At 35.7% G+C, this 21,935-nt stretch carries 10 protein-coding genes; 2 read left to right on the top strand and 8 right to left on the bottom strand.

The window, feature by feature from the left end; translation table 11 throughout:
* Positions 1 to 12 precede the first annotated feature (12 nt).
* The 8 genes from F9B76_RS05635 to pgi all read right to left on the bottom strand — a co-directional run bounded on the left by F9B76_RS05635 (position 13) and on the right by pgi (position 8,716).
* The gene (locus tag F9B76_RS05635) at positions 13 to 1,059 is read right to left on the bottom strand and encodes an NAD-dependent epimerase/dehydratase family protein (RefSeq protein WP_201289281.1); all 1,047 of its coding nucleotides are present in this window, start codon (positions 1,057 to 1,059) and stop codon (positions 13 to 15) included.
* Positions 1,056 to 1,787, bottom strand: a complete 732-nt coding sequence (ispD, locus tag F9B76_RS05630) for a 2-C-methyl-D-erythritol 4-phosphate cytidylyltransferase (RefSeq protein ID WP_159991235.1) — start codon at positions 1,785 to 1,787, stop codon at positions 1,056 to 1,058. The genes F9B76_RS05635 and ispD overlap by 4 nt, the downstream gene beginning before the upstream one ends.
* Before the next feature lie 212 nt (positions 1,788 to 1,999).
* On the bottom strand, positions 2,000 to 3,160 hold the full coding sequence (locus F9B76_RS05625; RefSeq protein ID WP_159991234.1) for an O-antigen polymerase: 1,161 nt from the start codon (positions 3,158 to 3,160) through the stop codon (positions 2,000 to 2,002).
* 23 nt (positions 3,161 to 3,183) lie between these two features.
* Positions 3,184 to 4,185 (bottom strand): glycosyltransferase family 2 protein, encoded by a 1,002-nt coding sequence (locus F9B76_RS05620; protein WP_159991233.1) that lies wholly within the window; start codon positions 4,183 to 4,185, stop codon positions 3,184 to 3,186.
* A gap of 33 nt (positions 4,186 to 4,218) precedes the next feature.
* Entirely contained in the window at positions 4,219 to 5,100 is an 882-nt protein-coding gene (locus F9B76_RS05615; RefSeq protein ID WP_159991232.1) for a LicD family protein, read from the bottom strand.
* A gap of 3 nt (positions 5,101 to 5,103) precedes the next feature.
* On the bottom strand, positions 5,104 to 5,907 hold the full coding sequence (locus tag F9B76_RS05610; protein ID WP_159991231.1) for a DUF4422 domain-containing protein: 804 nt from the start codon (positions 5,905 to 5,907) through the stop codon (positions 5,104 to 5,106).
* A complete protein-coding gene (locus tag F9B76_RS05605) occupies positions 5,907 to 7,016 on the bottom strand; it encodes an LPS O-antigen chain length determinant protein WzzB (RefSeq protein WP_159991230.1) in 1,110 nt (369 codons plus the stop codon). The genes F9B76_RS05610 and F9B76_RS05605 overlap by 1 nt, the downstream gene beginning before the upstream one ends.
* A 137-nt stretch (positions 7,017 to 7,153) precedes the next feature.
* On the bottom strand, positions 7,154 to 8,716 hold the full coding sequence (pgi, locus tag F9B76_RS05600) for a glucose-6-phosphate isomerase (protein WP_159991229.1): 1,563 nt from the start codon (positions 8,714 to 8,716) through the stop codon (positions 7,154 to 7,156).
* Positions 8,717 to 8,965: 249 nt separating this feature from the next.
* Here pgi and galU point away from each other — a divergent pair, with 249 nt between their 5' ends.
* Positions 8,966 to 9,799, top strand: coding sequence for a UTP--glucose-1-phosphate uridylyltransferase GalU (gene galU / locus F9B76_RS05595; protein ID WP_159991228.1), 834 nt, complete (start codon positions 8,966 to 8,968; stop codon positions 9,797 to 9,799).
* 643 nt (positions 9,800 to 10,442) lie between these two features.
* Positions 10,443 to 21,752 carry a YadA-like family protein gene (locus F9B76_RS05590; RefSeq protein ID WP_159991227.1) on the top strand — a complete coding sequence of 3,770 codons (11,310 nt, stop codon included), beginning with the start codon at positions 10,443 to 10,445 and terminating at the stop codon, positions 21,750 to 21,752.
* Positions 21,753 to 21,935: the final 183 nt, after the last annotated feature.

The raw sequence follows: 21,935 nt of genomic DNA, 5'->3' as shown, positions 1-21,935 counted from the left end.
TTTCTATATGAACTAAAACTCCCAACTTTTAATCATACGCTTAAACATATTTTCAAGGTCAACTTCTGGTTGCCATCCCAAATTTTTAAGTTTATCTGAATTTAGTTTTAACTTAACGTCTGGTGCGTAACCTAGGCTATTAATATTTTCTGGAATTTGAACTTTAACTTTAATTTGATTATGTCCTATTTTTTCTGCAACCATCTTTGCCATATTGAGAATAGAACTATGATTATGGGCAATATTATAGCTTTGTCCTTGTTGTCCTTTTTGCAGTAATAAAAATAACCCATAAATTGCATCTGCTGTATAACAATAATTACCTTCAGATTGTCCTGATGTATGTAAGATAATATCTGTTTTGTTTACAGCACTTTTGGCAAATTGAGCAAAAACTCTACTGTCAGATAAAGGAACTCCAGCTCCAAAAGTTTGTGCTAATCTTGCGCTACATACTTCTAGATTATATTGTGCGGTATAAGCATTACACAATGCCTCACAGACTCTTTTGCTCTCAGGATAACTACTCCTTGGTTTACTTAAATCTATATAGCCTAATTGCTCTTCAGTAACATTTTCATAGTTATCTGAAATCTGACCATAATATTCCATAGAGGAAACATAAACCATTTTAGTATTAGAATGTTTTTTTAAGTATTCTAAAAGATTCTTTGTACTTTCAAAAGCAGTTAATAAAACGCTAGTAGGATTCTCTACCATTTCTTTTGATGCAGTAATGCTAGCAGTATGTACAATAAAATCAATAGATTCATTAATAGTTATTGGTTCTAATAAATTATTTGTTATTAACTTTAATTTAGGATTACTCGTAAAGCCTTGGAATACTTGATCTGCCTTCTCTCTATTTCTAATAGTTGCTAAAACAGTGATATTTGTATTAAATATTTTATTGGCATAAAGGCAACTCTTCACAATAAGAGAACCTAGTAACCCAGTTGCTCCAGTTATTAAAATAGTTGAATTAGAAAAATACCCATTATTTAGAATTTTATTTGCTATAAATTCTAAATCCTCTTGTAGAATAGGGTTATCAATCATTTTTTTTCATCTCCTCTTTTAAATCCGTAGAGTTGTTCATCCTCTTCCAGAGAAAACATTGCTTTAGCTAAATAAAAGTCTTCTTGAGTTGTAATCTTAATATTTTCAGAGCCGCATTCCACGATATTAAAATCAGCATTAGGGAAATAGTATTTTACAATAGCACAGGAGTCAACAAAAGAAAAATTATTGTCAGTAATCGCTTTTTGGTGGGCAGATTTTAATAATGCTATATCAAATGTCTGTGGAGCTCTTGCCATATAGGAAACTTCTCTTTTTAAAATATCTTGAATTGTGTTATTTTCAACAGATATGAGGGTTTCTTTTGCTTTTACACAAGTAATGGCTATTTTTGCTCTTTGAGCTACATTAATATTTTCTTTAATAAGTTCTTGGGTTATAAATGGTCTCACACCATCGTGAATCAGAACAATACCGTCTTCCTTGATTTCTTTTAATCCATTATAAATGGATTGCTGACCTGTTTCTCCGCCACAGACAATTTTCTTAACTTTACTAAGACGATATTGTTTAATAAGTGATTGAAGGTATTCTTCCCAACCTTCTAAAATGACGACAATAATTTCATCAACTTCATCACAGTTTTGAAAAACTTCTAGGGTGTGAATAATAACGGGTTTACCATAAATTTTTAAAAATTGTTTAGGTAATACTTTTGAGTTCATACGAGAACCTGTGCCACCTGCGAAAATAACGGCATAATTCATAGGAATACTCCTAGGATAATTTTTCTTGAAAAGTTTAAATATATAGTAAATGAGTTACTCTTTTAGTAGAGTTATGTTGAATATATAAAATATAAAAAATAATAGAGATAATAGAAAGATTGGTAAATAAATTATAAGATAATAAAGGACAGGCATAGTAAGTAATTATGCTTACTAATCCCAGGAAAAATATAATTTTAAATGATAATAATTTAATCATGTTTTATTCTAGTATTATTGTAATATGCTAATGCTAGTAACCAGTAAATATTAACAGAAATATCCAATAATCTATCCTCTATCATACTATTAAACGATAATATTATGATAATAGCTAGAAATCTATAGTCTGATAATTTAATTCTTTTCCAAGTAATCACCATCATTAAAAGAGTTGAAAAAATAGAAAAAATTGTTCCATAACTAAGTAAAAATTGTAGAAAAGAGGAGTCAACATAGTTATAATCTTCCCCCATATCTTGTACAGCTCCACCTAATCCTACAAATTTTATTTCTTGTCCAAGTAATGGTATATCATATGTCTCTAGTGCTGAATGTGCTAACCTTAAACGACCACTTAATGCACTATTTATTGTTTCTAGTATAGATGATGAGGGGTCATATTTAGCGGATAAGAAATAAATAGCACAAAAGAATAAAGGAAATATAAAAACTGTTAAAGTAGATAATATTTTATATTGCCCAATATTTCTGAAAAATAATGAACAAAAATAAAAAATAAATAGGTAAAGTACTATGCTATAGGCAGACATTCTAGCATCTGCCATATATAAACAAATGAAAAAACATAAAATGGATAATATAATAAAAGTTATATGAGATAAACTATTTTTTCTCATAAAATAAGAATATCCTATAACGATATATTGTAAGTAGGCTGCGAATATAGTAGGGTAAATCATTCCGTAGGAATTTCTTATTTTTAGTTCCCCCTCCCTTACCCTAAAGTATTGTAAATTTGGAATAATATTTGCTTGCGAAAATAAGAAAGTAATAAATAATAGCAAAGGTACTATTATTAGAAAAGTAAGTAAAATATACCTAAAATTAATATTTTTTGATGATATTATAAGTAACGATAGTGTTAAAATTTGTCTATTGCCTGATTTAATACTAACAATAACAGCTATTCCAACGAATAATAAATAGAAAATAAGTTCTTTTAGAGAAACTTTATCTATAAATAAAATTTTATAAAATAAACATAAAATTATAATAGGGAAAAGAGTAAATTTAGCAAGCAGAATACCAGAAGTATACTTGAACATTGAATAGTTCAAGAACATATTAGTAATATAACATACCAAACCAATTAAATATATAACAGTTTTATTTGAATATTTATCACTCAATTGAACACCTAAGTAATTAAATATTATTTTTTCAATACTCTATAAATATTTTTTATAATACCTATATATCTAAATTTAGTATAAATTAATAATTTTATTAATTTAGAGCTTAAGTGATTATAAAAGATAGGGTAATTATATTTTATTTCTTTGTAAAAATTTTGAAGCTCTGACTGTGCTATTTGAGGGGCTTCATATAATAAAGAAATTCTAGTTCTTACATAAGTTAATCGTTCAACTTTATCTAAATATATTTTAGAGCGAATAGGTGATAAATTTTGTATTTTACTTTGACTATAATAAAACTCTAAGCTATTTTTTATAACTGTTTCTAGCATAAAACGATTTTTTACGAGAGATTCGATAGATACACTTTGTCCTACTCTTCCTAATCGGTACTGATAGAGTTCCTCTTGCAATAAGCAAGCGGTATTAACATATAACAGTGGATAAAGGATATATTCATTATCAACATAAAAAATTCTTTCTGTTATTTTTATATTATTTTCTTTTAGTAGATTTGTTTTATATGTGGTCATATGCATTTCTTGGAGTTTACCAAGATACTTAAAAATATCTTGGTAGGGAAGTACAGTATTGTAAGGTGCACCAGGCTTAAATGGTTCTTGCTCTTCTTTTTCTCCACTTTCATATACTTTTATACAAGGATTTAAAACTAAGTCAACATCTATATCCTTTAGAAAATTAATTAAATTTTCTAAACCTTTAGAATCTACCCAATCGTCACCATCAACAATTTTAAAATATTTTCCAGTTGCTACTTGTAGTCCAGCATTTATGGTTGAACCGTGCCCTCCATTTTCCTTATCAATAACTTTAATACTATTAGGATAAGTCCTTTCGTATTGTGTAGCAATATTAATAGTATTATCTTTTGAACCATCATTAACAATAATAATTTCGAGTAGGTTCAAGTTATCTATAGTAACCATTGAGTCTAATGTCTGATTGATATAATTTTCGACATTATAGGAAGGAATAGCAATTGTTAAAACTTTAGACATAGTATTTCTCTTGAATTGATATAAATTATATTTTTATAGAACTAGCTCTAGCAGAGAGTGTTTTTCTTTCTTAGAGTCTTCAGGAATTTTCATATAATCACCATAAAGTAGATGGAGATAATAGCTTTCATCTTTATAAGTAGAAAATTGGAATGATTCAAATTGACGATTAGTTATATTTTCCATTTTTTCTCGAGAATAGATTTCTCCCCAGAAATGTTTTCTTCCTGTGGGAATGACAATATCTTCTCCTTGTGTTTTATTTAAGGAAAAAGTCCTATCCATTAATCTAAACCAATATCTATAATTAACTAAAGAAAATATTGGAGTCAAGAAAGTTCTAATCCAGATTTTTTTAAAATATTTCTTATCTAACCCTAGTTCATAAAGTTGTTTTTTTGCTCTATGAGTTCTTATTGCGGAGGCTACATAAAGTAGTAGAGTAGATATTGTTCCATGAATAAAACGCTTAAATTTATTATCTGATATATTCTCTAAGATAAAAATATCTATAGGTAATCCAACTTTATCTAGTGGCAAATCTTGTACAGTTCGATATTTAGAATTTCTTTTCATTAGTCGAGGAAAATGATAATAGTAATTTTTATCACCAGGAATGACTAGTTCATACTTTTTACTTAGCTCAGAAGATTGGAAAAGTTGATAAAACTTTGAAAAATCAGATCTTTTCATATTAATATCCATATCATCATCCCAAGGAATAAAACCTTGATGTCTAATTGCACCAAGCATACTCCCTCCACCTAATGAATACTGAATATTATGAAGTTTGAAAAACTCATTAAGATCATTCATCATAATAAGTAATTCTTTTTTTATTAAATCCCTTTTTTCTTCATCAATGAGGATAAGGCTATTATGGTGTAATGTTTTATATATGGTATTTATACTCATAAATTAAAAACTCTTCTCATATTTTTTACCAAAAAACTTTGCCATTAAAAAGGCTGTTCCTTTTTTTAACCAGTTAATTTTTTCACCATATACAAAAGGAATTGCTTTAATTTTTAATGGTGTTTTTTCGGTATAGTGTTTTAACCAAACATTGAATAATAATTCACTCACTCGACCATAAAATCTGGCATGAAAGGCAGAGTATTGTTCGGCTGGGATACGCTTTTCTAATTCAAAGAGAATGGGGAATAACCACGCACAGTAGTTATCAACTAATGCTTTGGACATAATGAACATATTAAACATATATCCACTACGTTGTTTCATAACAGTATCAAAACTTCCTAAAAACTCATTACAAATTTCTACAATAATCTCTCTGGTAACGTCTAAATGCTCTGCATATAGTGTATTTGCATAGTGAGAATATAGGGTTTCAATATAATAATGACGCTTACTTGGGACGATAACATCATATTGACTTAGTAGATTATCGGCTTCTTTACTGCTTAGATACAATGTTTCTAAAGGGCTATTTTTCCGTGCAGAATAACTTTTTACACTAAAGAAACGACGATAATGGATTAAACCAATATAATCTGCTGTTAGGTTCTTCCAAGCCCAATATAAGCCAGTTAATTCACAAAAATAAGGGTTTTTTAATGAAATGTTTTCTCCAACATTATCGCCTTGATAACCAATATCCTCTTTACCTTCTTTACCCACATGTAAAGGAAGATACATCGGGTCAGATGGCATAAAGTGTGGTTTATGTGTAGCGATAATAATTTTAATATTTTTAGCCATTAGTTACGTCCTAAAAAATGTCGGAGTAAAACCCAAATAGAACCAATAATTCCACCGAGTACAGCACCAATTAATAATAGGATAGTGCGCTTGGGCCAATCTTTCTTGATTGGATAACTAGGAGAAGCTTGATATTTAAACGTATTCGCTCGTGTAGCTTTCGCTTTTTCATAAAGCGGTTCTAAATCTTGAAGCTGATTGGTAATTTCATAATAACGAGGTGGGTAGATAATATCCGCCTCTGCAATCGTATCAATTTGAGCTTTTAGATATTTTGTCCCTAACATAAATAAGTATGATCCATCTGATAGTTTAGAATCAGAAAGAGGAATTTTTGCATCACTTAATGCCAAAGTAGGGATAGTCACACTTTCATTAAAGGCTTGACTAAAATTAGAGATACCTGCCGTTTTAGCAATCGTATAGGCATTATCCAAATTATTGAGAGAAACTTGTTTCTGCGCAATAAGGGTTTGGTTAATTTGTTTTTGTTCGTATCGTAAATCGTTTAGTTTTCTTTCAAACATGATTAAAAAGTTTTGTTTATCAAGTGAAAAAGCCTTTTCATTAATAAATTGTACGAAACTGTTTAGTGTTTCTTGTGCCTCTTTTGCAGTTTGTGCCGATAAGGATAAACGTTGACCAATCGCATTAGGTTCTTTTTTGGGATCTGGTTTTACAATAGAGACATTTGTTGCTACTAATGTTTCTAGTATTTCGCGAGATACCTCTTCATTTTTCTCAGCAATTAATGATTGATAGAGTGGAGATTGTTCAAAGAACTGACGGCGCTCATCAGAGGAGGCGGCAAGACGCGTAAAATGAGAAAATAATTGTGTACTTAGCTCTTGTGCCTTAAAATCGGTATGCAAAATCCGAGCATATTCTTGTTGTACCGTGAGGTAACTATTTAGGTCATTAAGTTGTGGTTCAATCACTTCGGCTTTAGATGTCCATTGTTCTTTTGCGGTAAAAGCATATATACCTGCCAATAATACAAAAAGGCAGGTAATGAGTAAAATGGGTATCTTTTTAGTCCAAAGCACTTTAATCAGCTCTACTAAATCAATTTCTTCTTGGTAAGTGGACGTATTCGTTTGTTTTGTCATAAGTGGGGTAAATCTAAAAATACTTAAAAGAATGAAAAAACAATATCTCTATATATGCTCTATGGTTATTATATAAAAATATCCTTTTAGGCTTAATTCTTCCGATGGTTTAATACTACCCAAGTAAATGAGATGTATTACTCTTCTCCAAATTGTTCAATCCAATAACTTGTCGATGGATTATGGGTCTGTGGATCAGTTTGTCCACTGGCTAAGGCTTTTTCAATATCTTTAGCCAATACTTTACCTAACTCAACCCCCCATTGGTCAAAGGGATTTAAGCCCCAGACTAGCCCTTCGACAAAAACTTTATGTTCATATAAAGCCAATAATGCACCAAGAGCAAATGGTGTGAGTTGTGGTAATACAATAAGACTAGAAGGTTTGCCACCAGCTAATTTACGATGTTTAGCAATAAGGCGAGCGCGTTCTTCTTCCATTCCTGCGTTAAGGTTTTCTTGGTAGGCTTCTTCTTCTGTTTTTCCGTTTAATAAGGCTTCTCGCTGTGCAAGACAGTGTGCCAGTAATTGACGATGGTGTTCAGTATAGCGGTGATCTGCTTTCTGGCAGACAATAAAATCAACAGGAGCACCATCTGTGCCTTGGTGTAACCATTGGAAGAAAGTATGCTGAGCATCAGTCCCCGGCATTCCCCAGACAACAGACCCTGTGGGAACTTCAATAGGATTACCGTCTAAATCGACTGATTTACCAAGTGATTCCATCTCAAGCTGTTGTAAATAAGGGATAAGATTGGCTAAGCGTGAATCATAAACGGCTAAATTACGAGAACCATAACCTAAAATACTTCGGTTGGCAATATCTGCCATGGCAAGTTGGATTGGTGCATTCTCAGCAATAGGAGCGTTTAAAAAGTGTTGATCCATGGCATGAGCCCCACTTTGTAAGCCTGCCAATACATTAGATCCTACGGTAAGCCCTGCTGCTACACCCACTGCAGACCATAAAGAGAACCGACCACCAACCCAGCTCCAGAATTTAAAAATATTATGCTTAGGCACACCCCAAGCTAAGGCAACCTCAGGTTTAGCGGTAATAGCAATAATATTGTTATAGGGATTAGGTACTTTGGCGGCTTTTAGCCATTCAAGTGCACGATCTGCATTAGCTAATGTTTCTGCTGTTGTAAAGGATTTGGTCGCGACAACAATTAAGGTGTCGTGGGGATCCAGTCCTGCTAACCCAGCTTCTATCGCGTGTCCATCAATATTAGCAACATAACGAATATGACGCCATGTTCCTGCATAACCAAAAGCTGCTGTTGCCAGTCGTACTCCCCAGTCGCTACCACCAATACCAATATGAACAATATTTCGCCAACGGCGATTACTATCGGTACGGCGGACAAACTCAAGAACCCGATTACGTTCTTCGGCGACTTCAGGTAGTGGATGAGGTTGGCGTAACATGGTATGCCAAGCAGGGCGATTTTCAATAGGATTAGCTATGCCCCCATTTAAAAGTAACTCACGATGGGTAGTCAGTTGGCGAGCGGTTAATAATTGTTCTATTGCCTTCTCTATCTCAGATGAATATCGTTGTGCACTTAAATCAAGCGTAAGTCCTGCTACCTTTAAAAGACGTAGGTGATTGGTATTAATACAGGAAGTACGAATAGCATCGCTATAGGCTTGCCATTCAGGTAATTGGTGTAATGGGGTAGAGTAATGCGTTGTCATAGAATAATTGCGAAAATAAGATTATTTATTTTTTGTACTACTACAATGGTTATTGTACGGTGTGAAATAGAGTGTGTAAATACTTTGTATTAACTATTTTTATAAGATAATAATAAGAAGTGTTTCTGATATTTTCAGAAAAATCATGTGCTAGGCTTGCTTTCTTTTTAATTGTCTGTCTTATAACGTGAAGATAAATATATGATTATAATATAGCGATGGTACTTGTTAATTTTAAAGGTTTTTAGTATGAATCCTATTCGTAAAGCTGTTTTTCCTGTGGCTGGGCTTGGTACACGTTTCTTACCTGCCACAAAAGCGATGCCTAAAGAGATGTTGCCTGTGGTGGATAAGCCCTTAATCCAGTATGCTGTTGAGGAGGCAGTAAAGGCAGGTATTACGGATTTGATTTTTATTACAGGTCGTCATAAGCGTTCTATCGAAGATCATTTTGACCGCATGCCAGAGTTAGAGGCAGAGTTGGCGCAAAAAGGTAAGACAGAGTTGCTGTCTATTATCCAAGGGGTTTTACCAGATAATGTGAATTGTATTTATATTCGTCAGCCTGTCCCCTTAGGGTTAGGGCATGCTATCTTATGTGCAGAACCTGTTGTGGGGAATGAGCCTTTTGCGGTATTGCTGGCTGATGATTTGATTGATTCGGATATTTCCGTTACTCAGCAATTAATTGAGGTAGCACATGCACAAAATGGGGGTGTATTAGGAACACAAGAAGTACCGTTAGAGGAAACCTATAAATACGGGATTATTGCAGGGAAAGACTGTGCGGATCGTACGATGCGTGTAGAGCGTATTGTTGAAAAGCCTGATATTGCAACAGCCCCTTCTCGTCAAGCCGTCGTAGGGCGTTATATTTTAGAGCCTGAAATTTTTGAGCATTTACGCCATATTGAGCGAGGTGTTGGTGGTGAAATTCAACTAACAGATGGTATTGCTGCTATGTTGGCAACGCGTAAAATATTTGCCTACAACTATGAGGGTGTTCGTTATGATTGTGGTAGTAAGGAAGGGTTCTTTAGAGCAAATATTGCCCTAGGCAAAAAATACCACGGTTTTGAATAGAGTAGGGGATGCAGTAGGAAAATAATATTAAAAATAATGGCTGCTAATTAGGTATATTAGAAAATTATAGGGACTGTTGTTGTTTTTACTGATAAGGTAGGTAATAACATAAGGATAGTCCCTATATTTATTTGAATCTTAAATTATAAAAATATTGAATTGTATATTAAATAAGAGGCGTAGTTTCTGGTTTAAGTTAGCCTAATATCAGGCGAATATAACATAAGAAGTTAATATATAAACTTCTTTATATTTCATTTGATAATATTTTAAATTTTTAATATATTAAATAAAATTTAAAAATATTTATATTTTTTCTATAATTATCAAAATATTACTTTATTTTTAAATTGTATTTTATATGCATAAAATACAACAAAAAGATGAGTTTCATGTAAAAATTTGTGAATTTATTCCTTATTACTTTATGAAAAATAAATAACTCTATAGAATTCGCCATATAACAAGGAGTTATTTAGAATGCTTATCTGATAGCTACATATAAAAATGAGACAGGCTTGTTATAGAAGAGTTTAGTTTATAGACTCCTATTATTCTAAAAATACAAAAAAGATAGACCTATACCAAGAGATTTAAAGAGTTAATTTTATTATCGCGTTTTTGTTTTTATGGGATTATAACTATGAACAAAATTTTCAAGGTCATTTGGTGTAAAGTACGTCAAATATGGATGGTTGTTTCTGAATTGTCTAAGTCAAAACCTGTCTCTTCTGTATCTGCTGTGAAGAAAGTCTCTTCAGAAGAGTCAATTCGTTCCTCACTTAACGCACCCTCATTTAAATTAAAAACAATTATAGCGGTGGTACCTTTGGCATTAGCGCCTGTTGTAGCTAATGCTTATGTTGAGATAGGGGGTACAGCAAGTCAAGGGCAATCTACCCCTAGTGCTAATGCTAGACCTGGTGCTGGTGGTTCTAATACTTGGCCATACGATTATAACAATCCTGGTAATAAATCTTATGATGATGCTAATCAGCAAAGTAATAAATCTGATGGATATGCGACTGATGGAAAATATGCGTTTGGCGTTGCAATTGGTAATAGGAGTAGTGCTGTTCAAAGAGATGGCTCATCAAATGGTGTTGCAATAGGTGACTATTCTCGGGCTACTGGTGGACTAGCTACTGCTATTGGCTCATTCTCTAATGCACAGAGTACAGGATCAACCGCTATTGGTACCGCGGCTCGTGCAGCAGGATTTAACTCTTTGGCAATAATGCGTCAATCAGCTGCAATTGGTGATTACTCTGCAGCAATTGGTACGGTTGCTTATGCTAAAGGAACTGCAAGTTTTGCTTTTGGTGCTTCGGCTACTGCTAATGGGGATCAATCTATTGCGATTGGTAATGCATCACCTCGAACGCTTGACGGTATCTCAGGAGGAGGGGAAGCGAAAAGAACGAAATATGATGGATTAAATAATACTCAATCAAATGGTGCTCGTTCGGTTGCATTTGGTACGGGTGCTAGAACGAATGGTGATGATTCTTTTGCGTTTGGTTCGGAGGCGAGAACAGGAGGATTTTCTAAAGAAAGAGATGGGTATTTACAAGAAGATGTATATCGTCCAGGGTATAACGTAGCGGAGAAAGCTATTGCCTTTGGTTCAAAAGCGGTTGCTATGGGTAAGGCATCAGTAGCTTTTGGTTCTAATTCTTATGGTGCCAAAGAAAACTCTATTGCATTTGGTGTTGGAGCAATGTCACGTGAGACTGATTCAATTGCTTTCGGTACAAATGCAAGTACAAATAACACAAGTTCTATTGCCTTTGGTACAAATGCCCAAGCATCACATGAAAATGTCATTACCATCGGTAAAGACTCTAAAGCAACTAGAAAAGGAGCGATGACTATTGGGGAAGGGGCTCAATCTAACGCGAATAACTCTTTAGCTTTGGGTAGCGGTACAATTATCAATCAAGAAGACATTAAAAACAGAAATGCAAAATATACGAATGATGGTTTTGATGTTGAGCGTGGTGTTGTTGCTATTGCTAATAAAGGATCAGAGCGCCGTTTAATTAATTTAGCAGCGGGTCGTGAAGATACTGATGCGGTGAATGTTAAACAATTATCAGAAGTGAATGATAACCTTGCCCGTACGATTGCTGGTAATAACTATACGGGTTATAGCATTGATGGTAATGGTCGTTATACCTATAAAGCGCCTGACTTTTACATTAAAAATAAAGTGCTTAACACTGTAAAAGAGGCGGTTGAGCTTGCTCAAACCAACTATGTCAGTGTGAATGCAGATAAGAATAGACAAACCGATGTAAATAGTAATTATGATAATTTAGGTGCTAAAGCAAGGGGATCTATTGCATTGGGTGAGTTTGCTGGCACGACAACTACAGCAGAGAATTCAGTAGCGATTGGTTTAGGTACGAAAATTGCCGGTAGAGATGCCATTGCATTAGGTGCAAATATTTCAAATGTTAATGATGGCTCTATTGCTATTGGTAAAAATGCAGCGGCTGGTTCTGATAATGACTTTAGTAATTGGGCAAATTTGACTAACCCAACAACGAATCAGAAATTTGCGAGTGAGCAAGAGTTAAGAAGTTATTTTAACGCTAATCAAAATAATAATAATCCTATTTACCGTGCCGTAGTAGGTAAGCGTGCCAATATTGCAATAGGTGATGGTGCAGCTACTAAAGGCGGTCGTAATATTTCAATTGGTGAAAATGCAGGTGTTGGTACAAAAGATAATTGGAATATTCATAATGTAAATATTGGTTCTGAAGCTGGTCAACGCTCTAAGAAAGACTATAGTGTTGCTATCGGTTATCAAGCTGGTGCATTAACCGAGGCGAACCAAACTTTACAAAATAATTCCGTGACAAAAGATGGTGATCGTTCACCAAGTGTTTTAATTGGTAAGGAAGCGGGTAAGGATACGATTTCCTATGGGACTATTGCGATTGGTCGAGAAGCGGGACAAAATATAGCGGATAGTCGTTCTGTACAGAACATTGCGATTGGTAATGGTGCTGGTAAGGGAGTGAAATCAGATAATGGTCAGAATAATAATTTTGAAGGATTTGGTGCTGGCGCTAATACGCTAATAGGTGCGGCTGCTGGTGAAAACTTATCGGGTGATGGTACCGTTGCCATAGGTAATCTAGCTGGTCGTAATTCTAAGGGTGATAATAATATCTTAATGGGACACCTAGCAGGATCAAACGCAACAAACGATCGTTCCATCATTATGGGACCTCAAACAGGTAGTAATGCACTTAATAATGATCGAAACGTACTGATTGGTAACTATGTCAATGGAGAGAAAGCAGTCAGTGTAGCTAACTCTGTTGGTCTAGGTAGTAGTGCTGTTGTAACGGGTAATCAATCAATTTCTATTGGTCGTAGTAGTCAAGCAACAGCTGATAATACAATTGCTCAAGGGACACAAGCAAAAGCGACAGCAGAAAATGCCATTGCGCTAGGTCGTGAGGCAAATGTTTCGGCTAATGCAAGTATAGCACTTGGGCTTGGGAACAAGGTATCAGGAAGTCGTTCTACTGCTATTGGTGCAAATAATACCGTCAGTGGTGAAAATACCGTTGTTTTAGGTAACAATATTACGGCAGCGACTAATGGGTCAGTCGTGCTTGGGGATAACTCAAAAACAGAAGGTTCTCATACAACTGAGACAGTTACTCAAGCCGAAGTTGGAGGATATATCTATACGGGATTTGTTGGTGCAGTTGCAGATGCTGGAAAATTTGTCAGTGTCGGTGGTAGAGGTTCAGAACGTCAAATTAAAAATGTGGCCGCAGGCCATATTGATGCAAATTCTACAGACGCTATTAATGGATCACAATTGTATGCAGTAGCTTCTCGTGTTGAGCAGGGTTGGAATATTACCAGTGGTCAAACAGGTACAGGTGAAGTTACAGGCAATACAACTCAAACCGTTAAAATGGGCGATACGGTTAAAGTCATTGCGGGTAATAATATTAAAGTAACTCAAGATGGTAAAAACTTAACTGTTGCTACCAAAGAAAATGTGTCTTTTACCAATGTAACGACAGGTAATACTTCTTTAGATAATAACGGTTTAACCATTAAAAATGGTCCTAGTGTTACTAATACTGGTATTAATGCGGGTAATAAAACGATTACCAATGTCGCAAATGGTACAAATGATAGTGATGCCGTCAATGTTAGTCAATTGAATAAATTGGGTAATAATACGATTAAATTAGGAGGAGATAAAAATACTGCAACAGAAACTCAGCAACTTAATAAAGCAGGTGGCTTGCAGTTTGATGTGGTAGGAGGAGACAAGCAAAAATATGTTGAAACGAAAGCATCTGGTAGTCAAGTTGCTGTCGATTTAACGAAGGAAACAAAAGATAAAATCGATAATGCTGCTAATAACAACCTAACGAATATTACGGAAGGTGGTAAAACTATTATCCGTAATGAAGCGAAAAAAGCCATTAAAGTGGTTGATGGTAAGAACACTACTGTCACTAAGGGTGCAGATGGTGAGACCGATACATATGCAGTTAATGTACAAGGTGATTTAGCAGATGTGACATCTATCACTAACAAAACGGGTAGTGGTAAGGTTGAGTTTGCCGATAATGGTGTGGTGAATATTGCTGGAAATAACCCAATCAGTCTGAATGGAAACCGAGGTGATATTACTGGTTTAACCAATAAAACTATTGATGGTGCTGACTTTGCCAAATCAGGTCGTGCAGCAACTGAAGAGCAATTAAAACTTGTTGGTGATAGTAAGATTGGTGACAATAATATCAGATTAGGTGGTAATACAGGAACAACGGATAACCAAGCATTATCAAAACAAGGTGGTTTACAGTTTAATGTTAAAGGTGGTGACAATGCTCAATATGTGGCTACAACTGCCAGTGGTACAGATGTAACCGTTGATTTAACTCAAGATACGAAAGATAAAATCGATAATGCCGCCAATAATAACCTTACTAATATTACCAATGAAGGTAAGAAAGTGATTACAGGTTTAGGCACAGTGGTGAAAGCCGGCGATAATGTGACGGTTGACGAAACATCTGATGCAACGACAGGACAGAAAACATATACCGTTAATGCGATTGCTCAAAACTTAGGCGATGCCTCGTTATCGTATAAATCAAATGGCGATGTGAATACGAAACAAAGCGTTAAAGTGTCAGACGGTTTAGATTTTGTTAATGGTAACTACACAACTGCCTCGGTTGATAAAAATGGGGTGGTTAAATATGACGTGGTACTAGGTGAGGCGCCCACAATTAGTAATGGTAAAGCAGGTGTACCGGGTCAACCGGGTGTTAATGGTAAAGATGGTATTGCAACCGTCAAAACAGTGGTAGATATTATTAACAACTCAGGTTGGTTAGGTAATGCAACAGGTAATGTAGCGTCAGGTTCAACAGCTACGGCTACTATTGTTAAACCGGGTACCACCGTGAATTATGCCGCTGGTCAAAACTTAAATATTAAACAAGATGTAGCGACAAATGGTGATCATACTTATACCTATGCATTAGAGAAAGACCTAACCGATATTAATTCTATCTCTAATGGTACCAATAAAATTGAGTTAGGTAAGGATGGTAAAACGATTATCTCTGGCGGTGATGTTAGTGTTGATAATCATAAGATTACCGATGTGGCGAACGGAACGGTTGATGCCAATAGTAAAGATGCCGTCAATGGCTCACAACTGTATGCTACCAACCAAAATGTGACGAACAATACGCAAAATATCACTAAAAATACAGATGATATTGCAAAAGGGCTGAATTTTAAAGGTGATAATGCGAATGTTAATGTTAATCGTCAACTTGGTGAGACCTTAAGTATTGTTGGTGGCGAGACTGATGCAACTAAATTAGCGGATAATAATATCGGCGTAATCGGTGATGCCAATGGTTCTTTAGCGGTGAAATTAGCCAAAACGCTTAAAGATCTAACCAGTGCTGAGTTTAAAGACGGCGATAAAACAACGATCGTCAATGGTAGTGGTATTACCATTAATTCGAATAATCCGACCAAAACGGTTTCATTAACAGATAATGGTCTCAATAACGGCGGTAATAAGATTACTAATATTGCTGAAGGGACAGATGGTACGGATGCCGTTAATGTTAATCAGCTAAATAAATTAGGTAATAATACGATTAAGCTAGGTGCTGATAAAAATACTGCAACAGAAACTCAGCAACTTAATAAAGCAGGTGGCTTGCAGTTTGATGTGGTAGGAGGAGATAACCAAAAATATGTTGAAACTAAAGCATCTGGTAGCCAAGTTGCTGTCGATTTAACGAAGGAAACTAAGGATAAAATCGATAATGCCGCGGATAATAACCTTACTAATATTACCAATGAAGGTAAAAAAGTGATTACAGGTTTAGGCACAGTGGTGAAAGCCGGCGATAATGTGACAGTTGACGAAACATCTGATGCAACGACAGGACAGAAAACATATACCGTTAATGCGATTGCTCAAAACTTAGGCGATGCCTTGTTATCGTATAAATCGAATGGTGATGCGAGTACGAAACAAAGCGTTAAAGTGTCAGACGGTTTAGATTTTGTCAATGGTAACTACACAACTGCCTCGGTTGATAAAAATGGGGTGGTTAAATATGACGTGGTACTAGGTGAAGCGCCAACAATTAATGATGGTAAGCCGGGTGTACCGGGTCAACCGGGTGTTAATGGTAAAGATGGTATTGCAACCGTCAAAACAGTGGTAGATATCATTAACAACTCAGGTTGGTTAGGTAATGCAACAGGTAACGTGGCATCAGGTTCAACGGCTGCGGCTACCATTGTTAAACCGGGTACCACCGTGAATTATGCGGCTGGTCAAAACTTAAATATTAAACAAGACGTAGCGACAAACGGTGATCATACTTATACCTACGCATTAGAGAAAGACCTAACCGATATTAATTCTATCGCTAACGGTACGCATAAAATTGAGTTAGGTAAGGATGGTAAAACGATAATCTCTGGCGGAGATGTTAGTGTCGATAATCATAAGATTACCGATGTGGCGAACGGAACGGTTGATGCAAATAGTAAAGATGCCGTCAATGGCTCACAACTGTATGCTACCAACCAAAATGTGACGAACAATACGCAAAATATCACCAAAAATACAGATGATATTGCAAAAGGGCTGAATTTTAAAGGTGATAATGCGAATGTTAATGTTAATCGTCAACTTGGTGAGACATTAAGTATTGTTGGTGGGGAGACTGACGCAACTAAACTGGCGGATAACAATATTGGTGTAATCGGTGATGCCAATGGTTCTTTAACGGTGAAATTAGCCAAAACGCTTAAAGATCTAACCAGTGCTGAGTTTAAAGACGGCGATAAAACAACGATCGTCAATGGTAGTGGTATTACCATTAATTCGAATAATCCGACCAAAACGGTTTCGTTAACAGATAATGGTCTCAATAACGGTGGTAATAAGATTACTAATGTTGCTGAAGGGACAGATGGTACGGATGCCGTTAATGTTAATCAACTAAATAAAGTTGTCAATGCTTCGGTTTCAACAGAAAAAGTGAAAGCGGCAGATGATGCCAATAACTTAGCAACGGTAACGCCTCAAAATGGTCAAAAATTTGGTGATCCAAATGCTACTTATGAAGTAAGCGTTTCTAAGGATAAAGTGGAACAAACCGCCGAATTAACATATAAAGCTAATGGAGATGCAACATCGGCGAAACAAACGACTTTACAAAAAGGTTTAGATTTCCAAGCTACGGGTGATTACCTAACGGCAAGTGTTGCTGATAATGGCGTTGTGAACTATGCAGTGACTATTGGTAAAATTGCTGTTGGTCAAGATGGTAAAGCTGGGGCTGATGGTACTAAAGGTGCCGATGGTACTGATGGTAAAAATGGTATTGCCACCACAGAGGACATTTCCAAAGCAATTAATAGTAGTGGTTGGAAAGCTACTGCAAAAGCAGATGGTGGTAAATTAATTGATACTGCTACTTCTACTGTTGTAAAACCAGGAAATGAAGTTGCCTTTGCCGCAGGTAAGAATTTATCTGTTAAACAGACTATCAATGGTGAAAACCAACAATACACCTATAGCCTAGATTCAGAATTAACGAATTTAGACAAAATCGTTGTGAATGGCAAAGATGGTCAAAATGGTAAAGATGGTGTGACTATTACTGGCCCTAACGGTCAAAATGGTGAAGATGGTAAAGTCGGAATCAGTGGTAAAGACGGTAAAGATGCCGTATCTATTTCTGGTAAAGATGGTGTTGGTCATATTGGCTTAACAGGTCCTGCTGGTAAAGACGGACAAAATGCAACGGCTGATATTTCTGTTAAAAAAGGTAAAGCTGGTGTTGACGGCGAAGATGGTATCACCCGTATCGTTTACCAAGATAAAGATGGTAAAGAACATGAAGTAGCGACGCATGATGATGGTATGAAATACTATGGTGATGCCATTGCAAATACAAGTGTTATCAAAAAACGTTTAAATGAACAAGTCAATGTTGTCGGTGGTATTACCGATAGAAATAAACTGTCGGAAGAAAATAACATTGGTGTTATTTCTGATGGTTCTAATAACTTGACTGCCCGTTTAGCTAAAAACCTTAACGGTATTGAATCTATTACCAATGGTAAATCAAGTATCGTATTCAATCAAAATGGTGGTACAACCATTAAAGGCGGTGATGTAAGTGTTGATGGTAATAAAATCACGCATGTTCAAGCGGGTGATGTAAGCGCGAACTCTACAGATGCTGTTAATGGTTCACAGCTTTATAATGTAACCAATACAATCAATAAAGGTTTGGATTTTGGTACGCAATCAACAGGTAGTGATGCTGTTATCCATAAAAACTTAGGTGAAAAACTTGAGATTGTGGGTAAGGGAGAAAAAGCAGATACCGAATATGATGCAACTAACATCAAAACTATCACTGAAAACGGTAAAGTTGTTGTTGCCCTAGCAAAAGACTTAACCGCCAATAAAGTGACTGTTGGTGAAAAAGGTGCTGACGGTAAAGATGGTGTTGATGGTACTATCGGTGTGAACGGTAAAGATGGTTCATCAGTAGTTATTAATGGTAAAGACGGCTCAATCGGCTTAAATGGTAAGGATGGAGCAAATGGTTTAACCATTAAAGGTGCTGATGGAAAAGCAGGTGTTGACGGAAAAGACGGTGAAAGCAAAACACGTATTGTTTACGAAACCAAAGATCCGAAAGACCCGAACAAAACCATTACCGAAGAAGTGGCAACCCTTAATGATGGTTTACGTTTCAAAGGCGATACGGGTGAATCTATCGCTAAGAAACTGAATGAAGAGCTAGAAATCTTAGGTCGCCTTGGTAAAAATGCTGATGTAACAGATAAAAACTTACGAGTTGATAATGAAAACGGTCGATTAATTCTTAAAATGGCTAAACAGCTACAAGATTTAACGAGTGCAACATTTATCAATAATATGGGCGGTAAATCTGTGATTGATGGTAATGGTTTAGTGATTACATCAAAAGATGCGCCTGCTAATAAGACAGTTAGTGTAACCGACAAAGGTCTAAACAATGGTGGTAACCAAATTGTTAATGTTGATAGTGGATTGAAAGACGCTAGTGGTAATAAAGTATCTTTAGCAAATGCTACAGGTGATACATTAAATAATGCGGTCAATGTGGGTGACTTAAAAGAATCTGTTAATAGTATTACTGACCCTTCAAAAGGTGGTGGCTTTGGTCTAACCGATGAAAAAGGTCAGGATGTTAAAGCCAAACTTGGTGAAACCGTCACTGTAAAAGGTGATGGCAGTGTAACCACTAAAGTTGTTACTGAAGATGGCAAATCTAAATTACAAATTGGTTTAGATAAAGATGTCACTATCGGTAATAATAATGAACCAGGGACTATTACTGTTAAAGGTGAAAATGGTAAAGATGGTGTTACTATCAGTGGTAAAGATAGCTCTATTGGCTTGAAAGGTGCTGATGGTAAAGATGGCATAGCCTTGAATGGTAAAGACGGTACTATCGGCATCAATGGTAAAGATGGTTCTAGTGGATCTATTACTATGGCACAGGGTAAGGCTGGTGTTGATGGTAAAGATGGTGACACTAAAACGCGTATGGTTTATGAAACTAAAGATAATGCGGGTAATATTACAAGAGAAGAAGTGGCAACACTTAATGATGGCTTGAAATTTACTGGCAATAATGGCGTAGTCAATAACCATACACTTAACTCTCTCGTTACTATTAAAGGTGAGGGGGTTAGTAAAGAGGATTCTGAAAACTTTAAATCAGCAAGCGGTAATATTAATGTAAAAGCTGATGGAAACGGCACTTTAGAAGCTCAACTTGCAAAAGACTTGAAAAATATTGATTCTATCTCAAATAAAGATGGTCAAAAACTTGAGTTTAAAGAGGGCGGAACAACCATCTCTGGCGGTAACTTAAGTGTTGATGGTAACAAGATCACTAACGTGAAAGCTGGTGAAGCTGATACTGATGCAGTTAATGTTAAACAGTTAAAAGATGGTCTGACACAAGCGACAGCAAAAGTTGAAGCAGGTAAAAATATGGAAGTGACACCAACTAAAAATGCTGATGGTAGCACGACATATACTGTGAAAACAAAAGATAATGTTGATTTCACGACTGTAACCACAGGCAATACAACCATGAATGATAGTGGTATTACTATCAAAGCATCGGATAGTAGTAAAAACAACGTGACCTTAACTAATAAAGGTTTAGATAACGGTGGTAATAAAGTTGTTAATGTTGCTGATGGTGAGATTAGTTCAACATCTAAAGATGCTATCAATGGTTCACAGTTGCATAATACTAAGCAAGAGCTTGTTAATAAAGGTTTAGACTTTGGTACGCAGTCTGGTTCAGTTATCCACAAAAATTTAGGTGAAAAACTTGAGATTGTGGGTGAGGGTACAAAAGCCGATACTAACTATAGTGCTGAGAACGTTAAAACTATTACCAAAAATGGTAAGGTAGTTGTTGCCTTAGACAAAGATTTGAAAGCTAATTCTGTTACTGTAGGAAAAGCTGGCAAAGACGGTGTTGATGGTACTATCGGAGTAAATGGTAAAGATGGTTCATCAGTAGTTATCAACGGTAAAGATGGATCTATTGGTCTAACAGGTCCTCGTGGTGCAGATGGTAAGGCTGGATCAAGTGTTACCCTTAAACCAGAAAAAGGATCAACAACTGTTGCTGAAAAAGATGCGGGTAAAGAAATTGACCGTATTAAATATACTGATGGGAATAATACTACCCGTGAAGTTGCCACAATGGATGATGGTCTTAAATTTACGGGCGATGATGGTATTACGGTGAATCGTACACTGGGTTCTAACTTAAATATTACGGGTGGTGCTAAAGATGCTACTACCAAGGATAATATCCGTGTTGTTAATGATGGTAAAGGAGGCTTAAAAACCCAATTGGCCAATAACGTAACATTGGATAGTAATGGTAGTGTCAATATTGGCGGTACAACCTTGAATCAAGGTGGTTTAACGATTAATAATGGTCCAAGTATTACCTCAAGCGGTATTAGTGGAGGTGGTCAGCGTATTACCAATGTTGCACCAGGTGTGAATGGTACTGATGCGGTGAATGTTAATCAATTGAACCAAAGAACTGGTGATATTTATAACCGAATTGACCGTAATAATAAAGACCTTCGTGCTGGTATTGCAGGAGCCAATGCGGCAGTAGGCTTACCACAAGCCTTCCTTCCTGGTAAGTCTATGTTGGCTGCTTCAGCAGGGACTTACAAAAATGAAGGTGCTGTAGCAGTAGGTTTCTCGCGAATTAGTGATAACGGTAAGATTATCATTAAAGCGCAAGGTAATGCAAATACTCGAGGAGATGTAGGAGCATCCGCTGGTATTGGTTATCAGTGGTAATCTAGTGATGTATATAGCTTACCAATAAAAGGTTAGTTATATACATACTCATTAATAATAAATTAAAAGGTTGGAATAGTATCTATTCCGACCTTTTTTGTACTGTGTTTTTAACACCCAGTTTATAAAACTTATCTACACAAGAAACGGCTAAAACGTGTGTGTATAACTACAACGTGCACA

The organism is Pelistega ratti (assembly GCF_009833965.1).
GTDB classification, from domain to species: domain Bacteria; phylum Pseudomonadota; class Gammaproteobacteria; order Burkholderiales; family Burkholderiaceae_B; genus Taylorella; species Taylorella ratti.
Note: the sequence above shows the minus strand (reverse complement) of the source record. Positions and strands in the feature narration are given on the sequence as shown.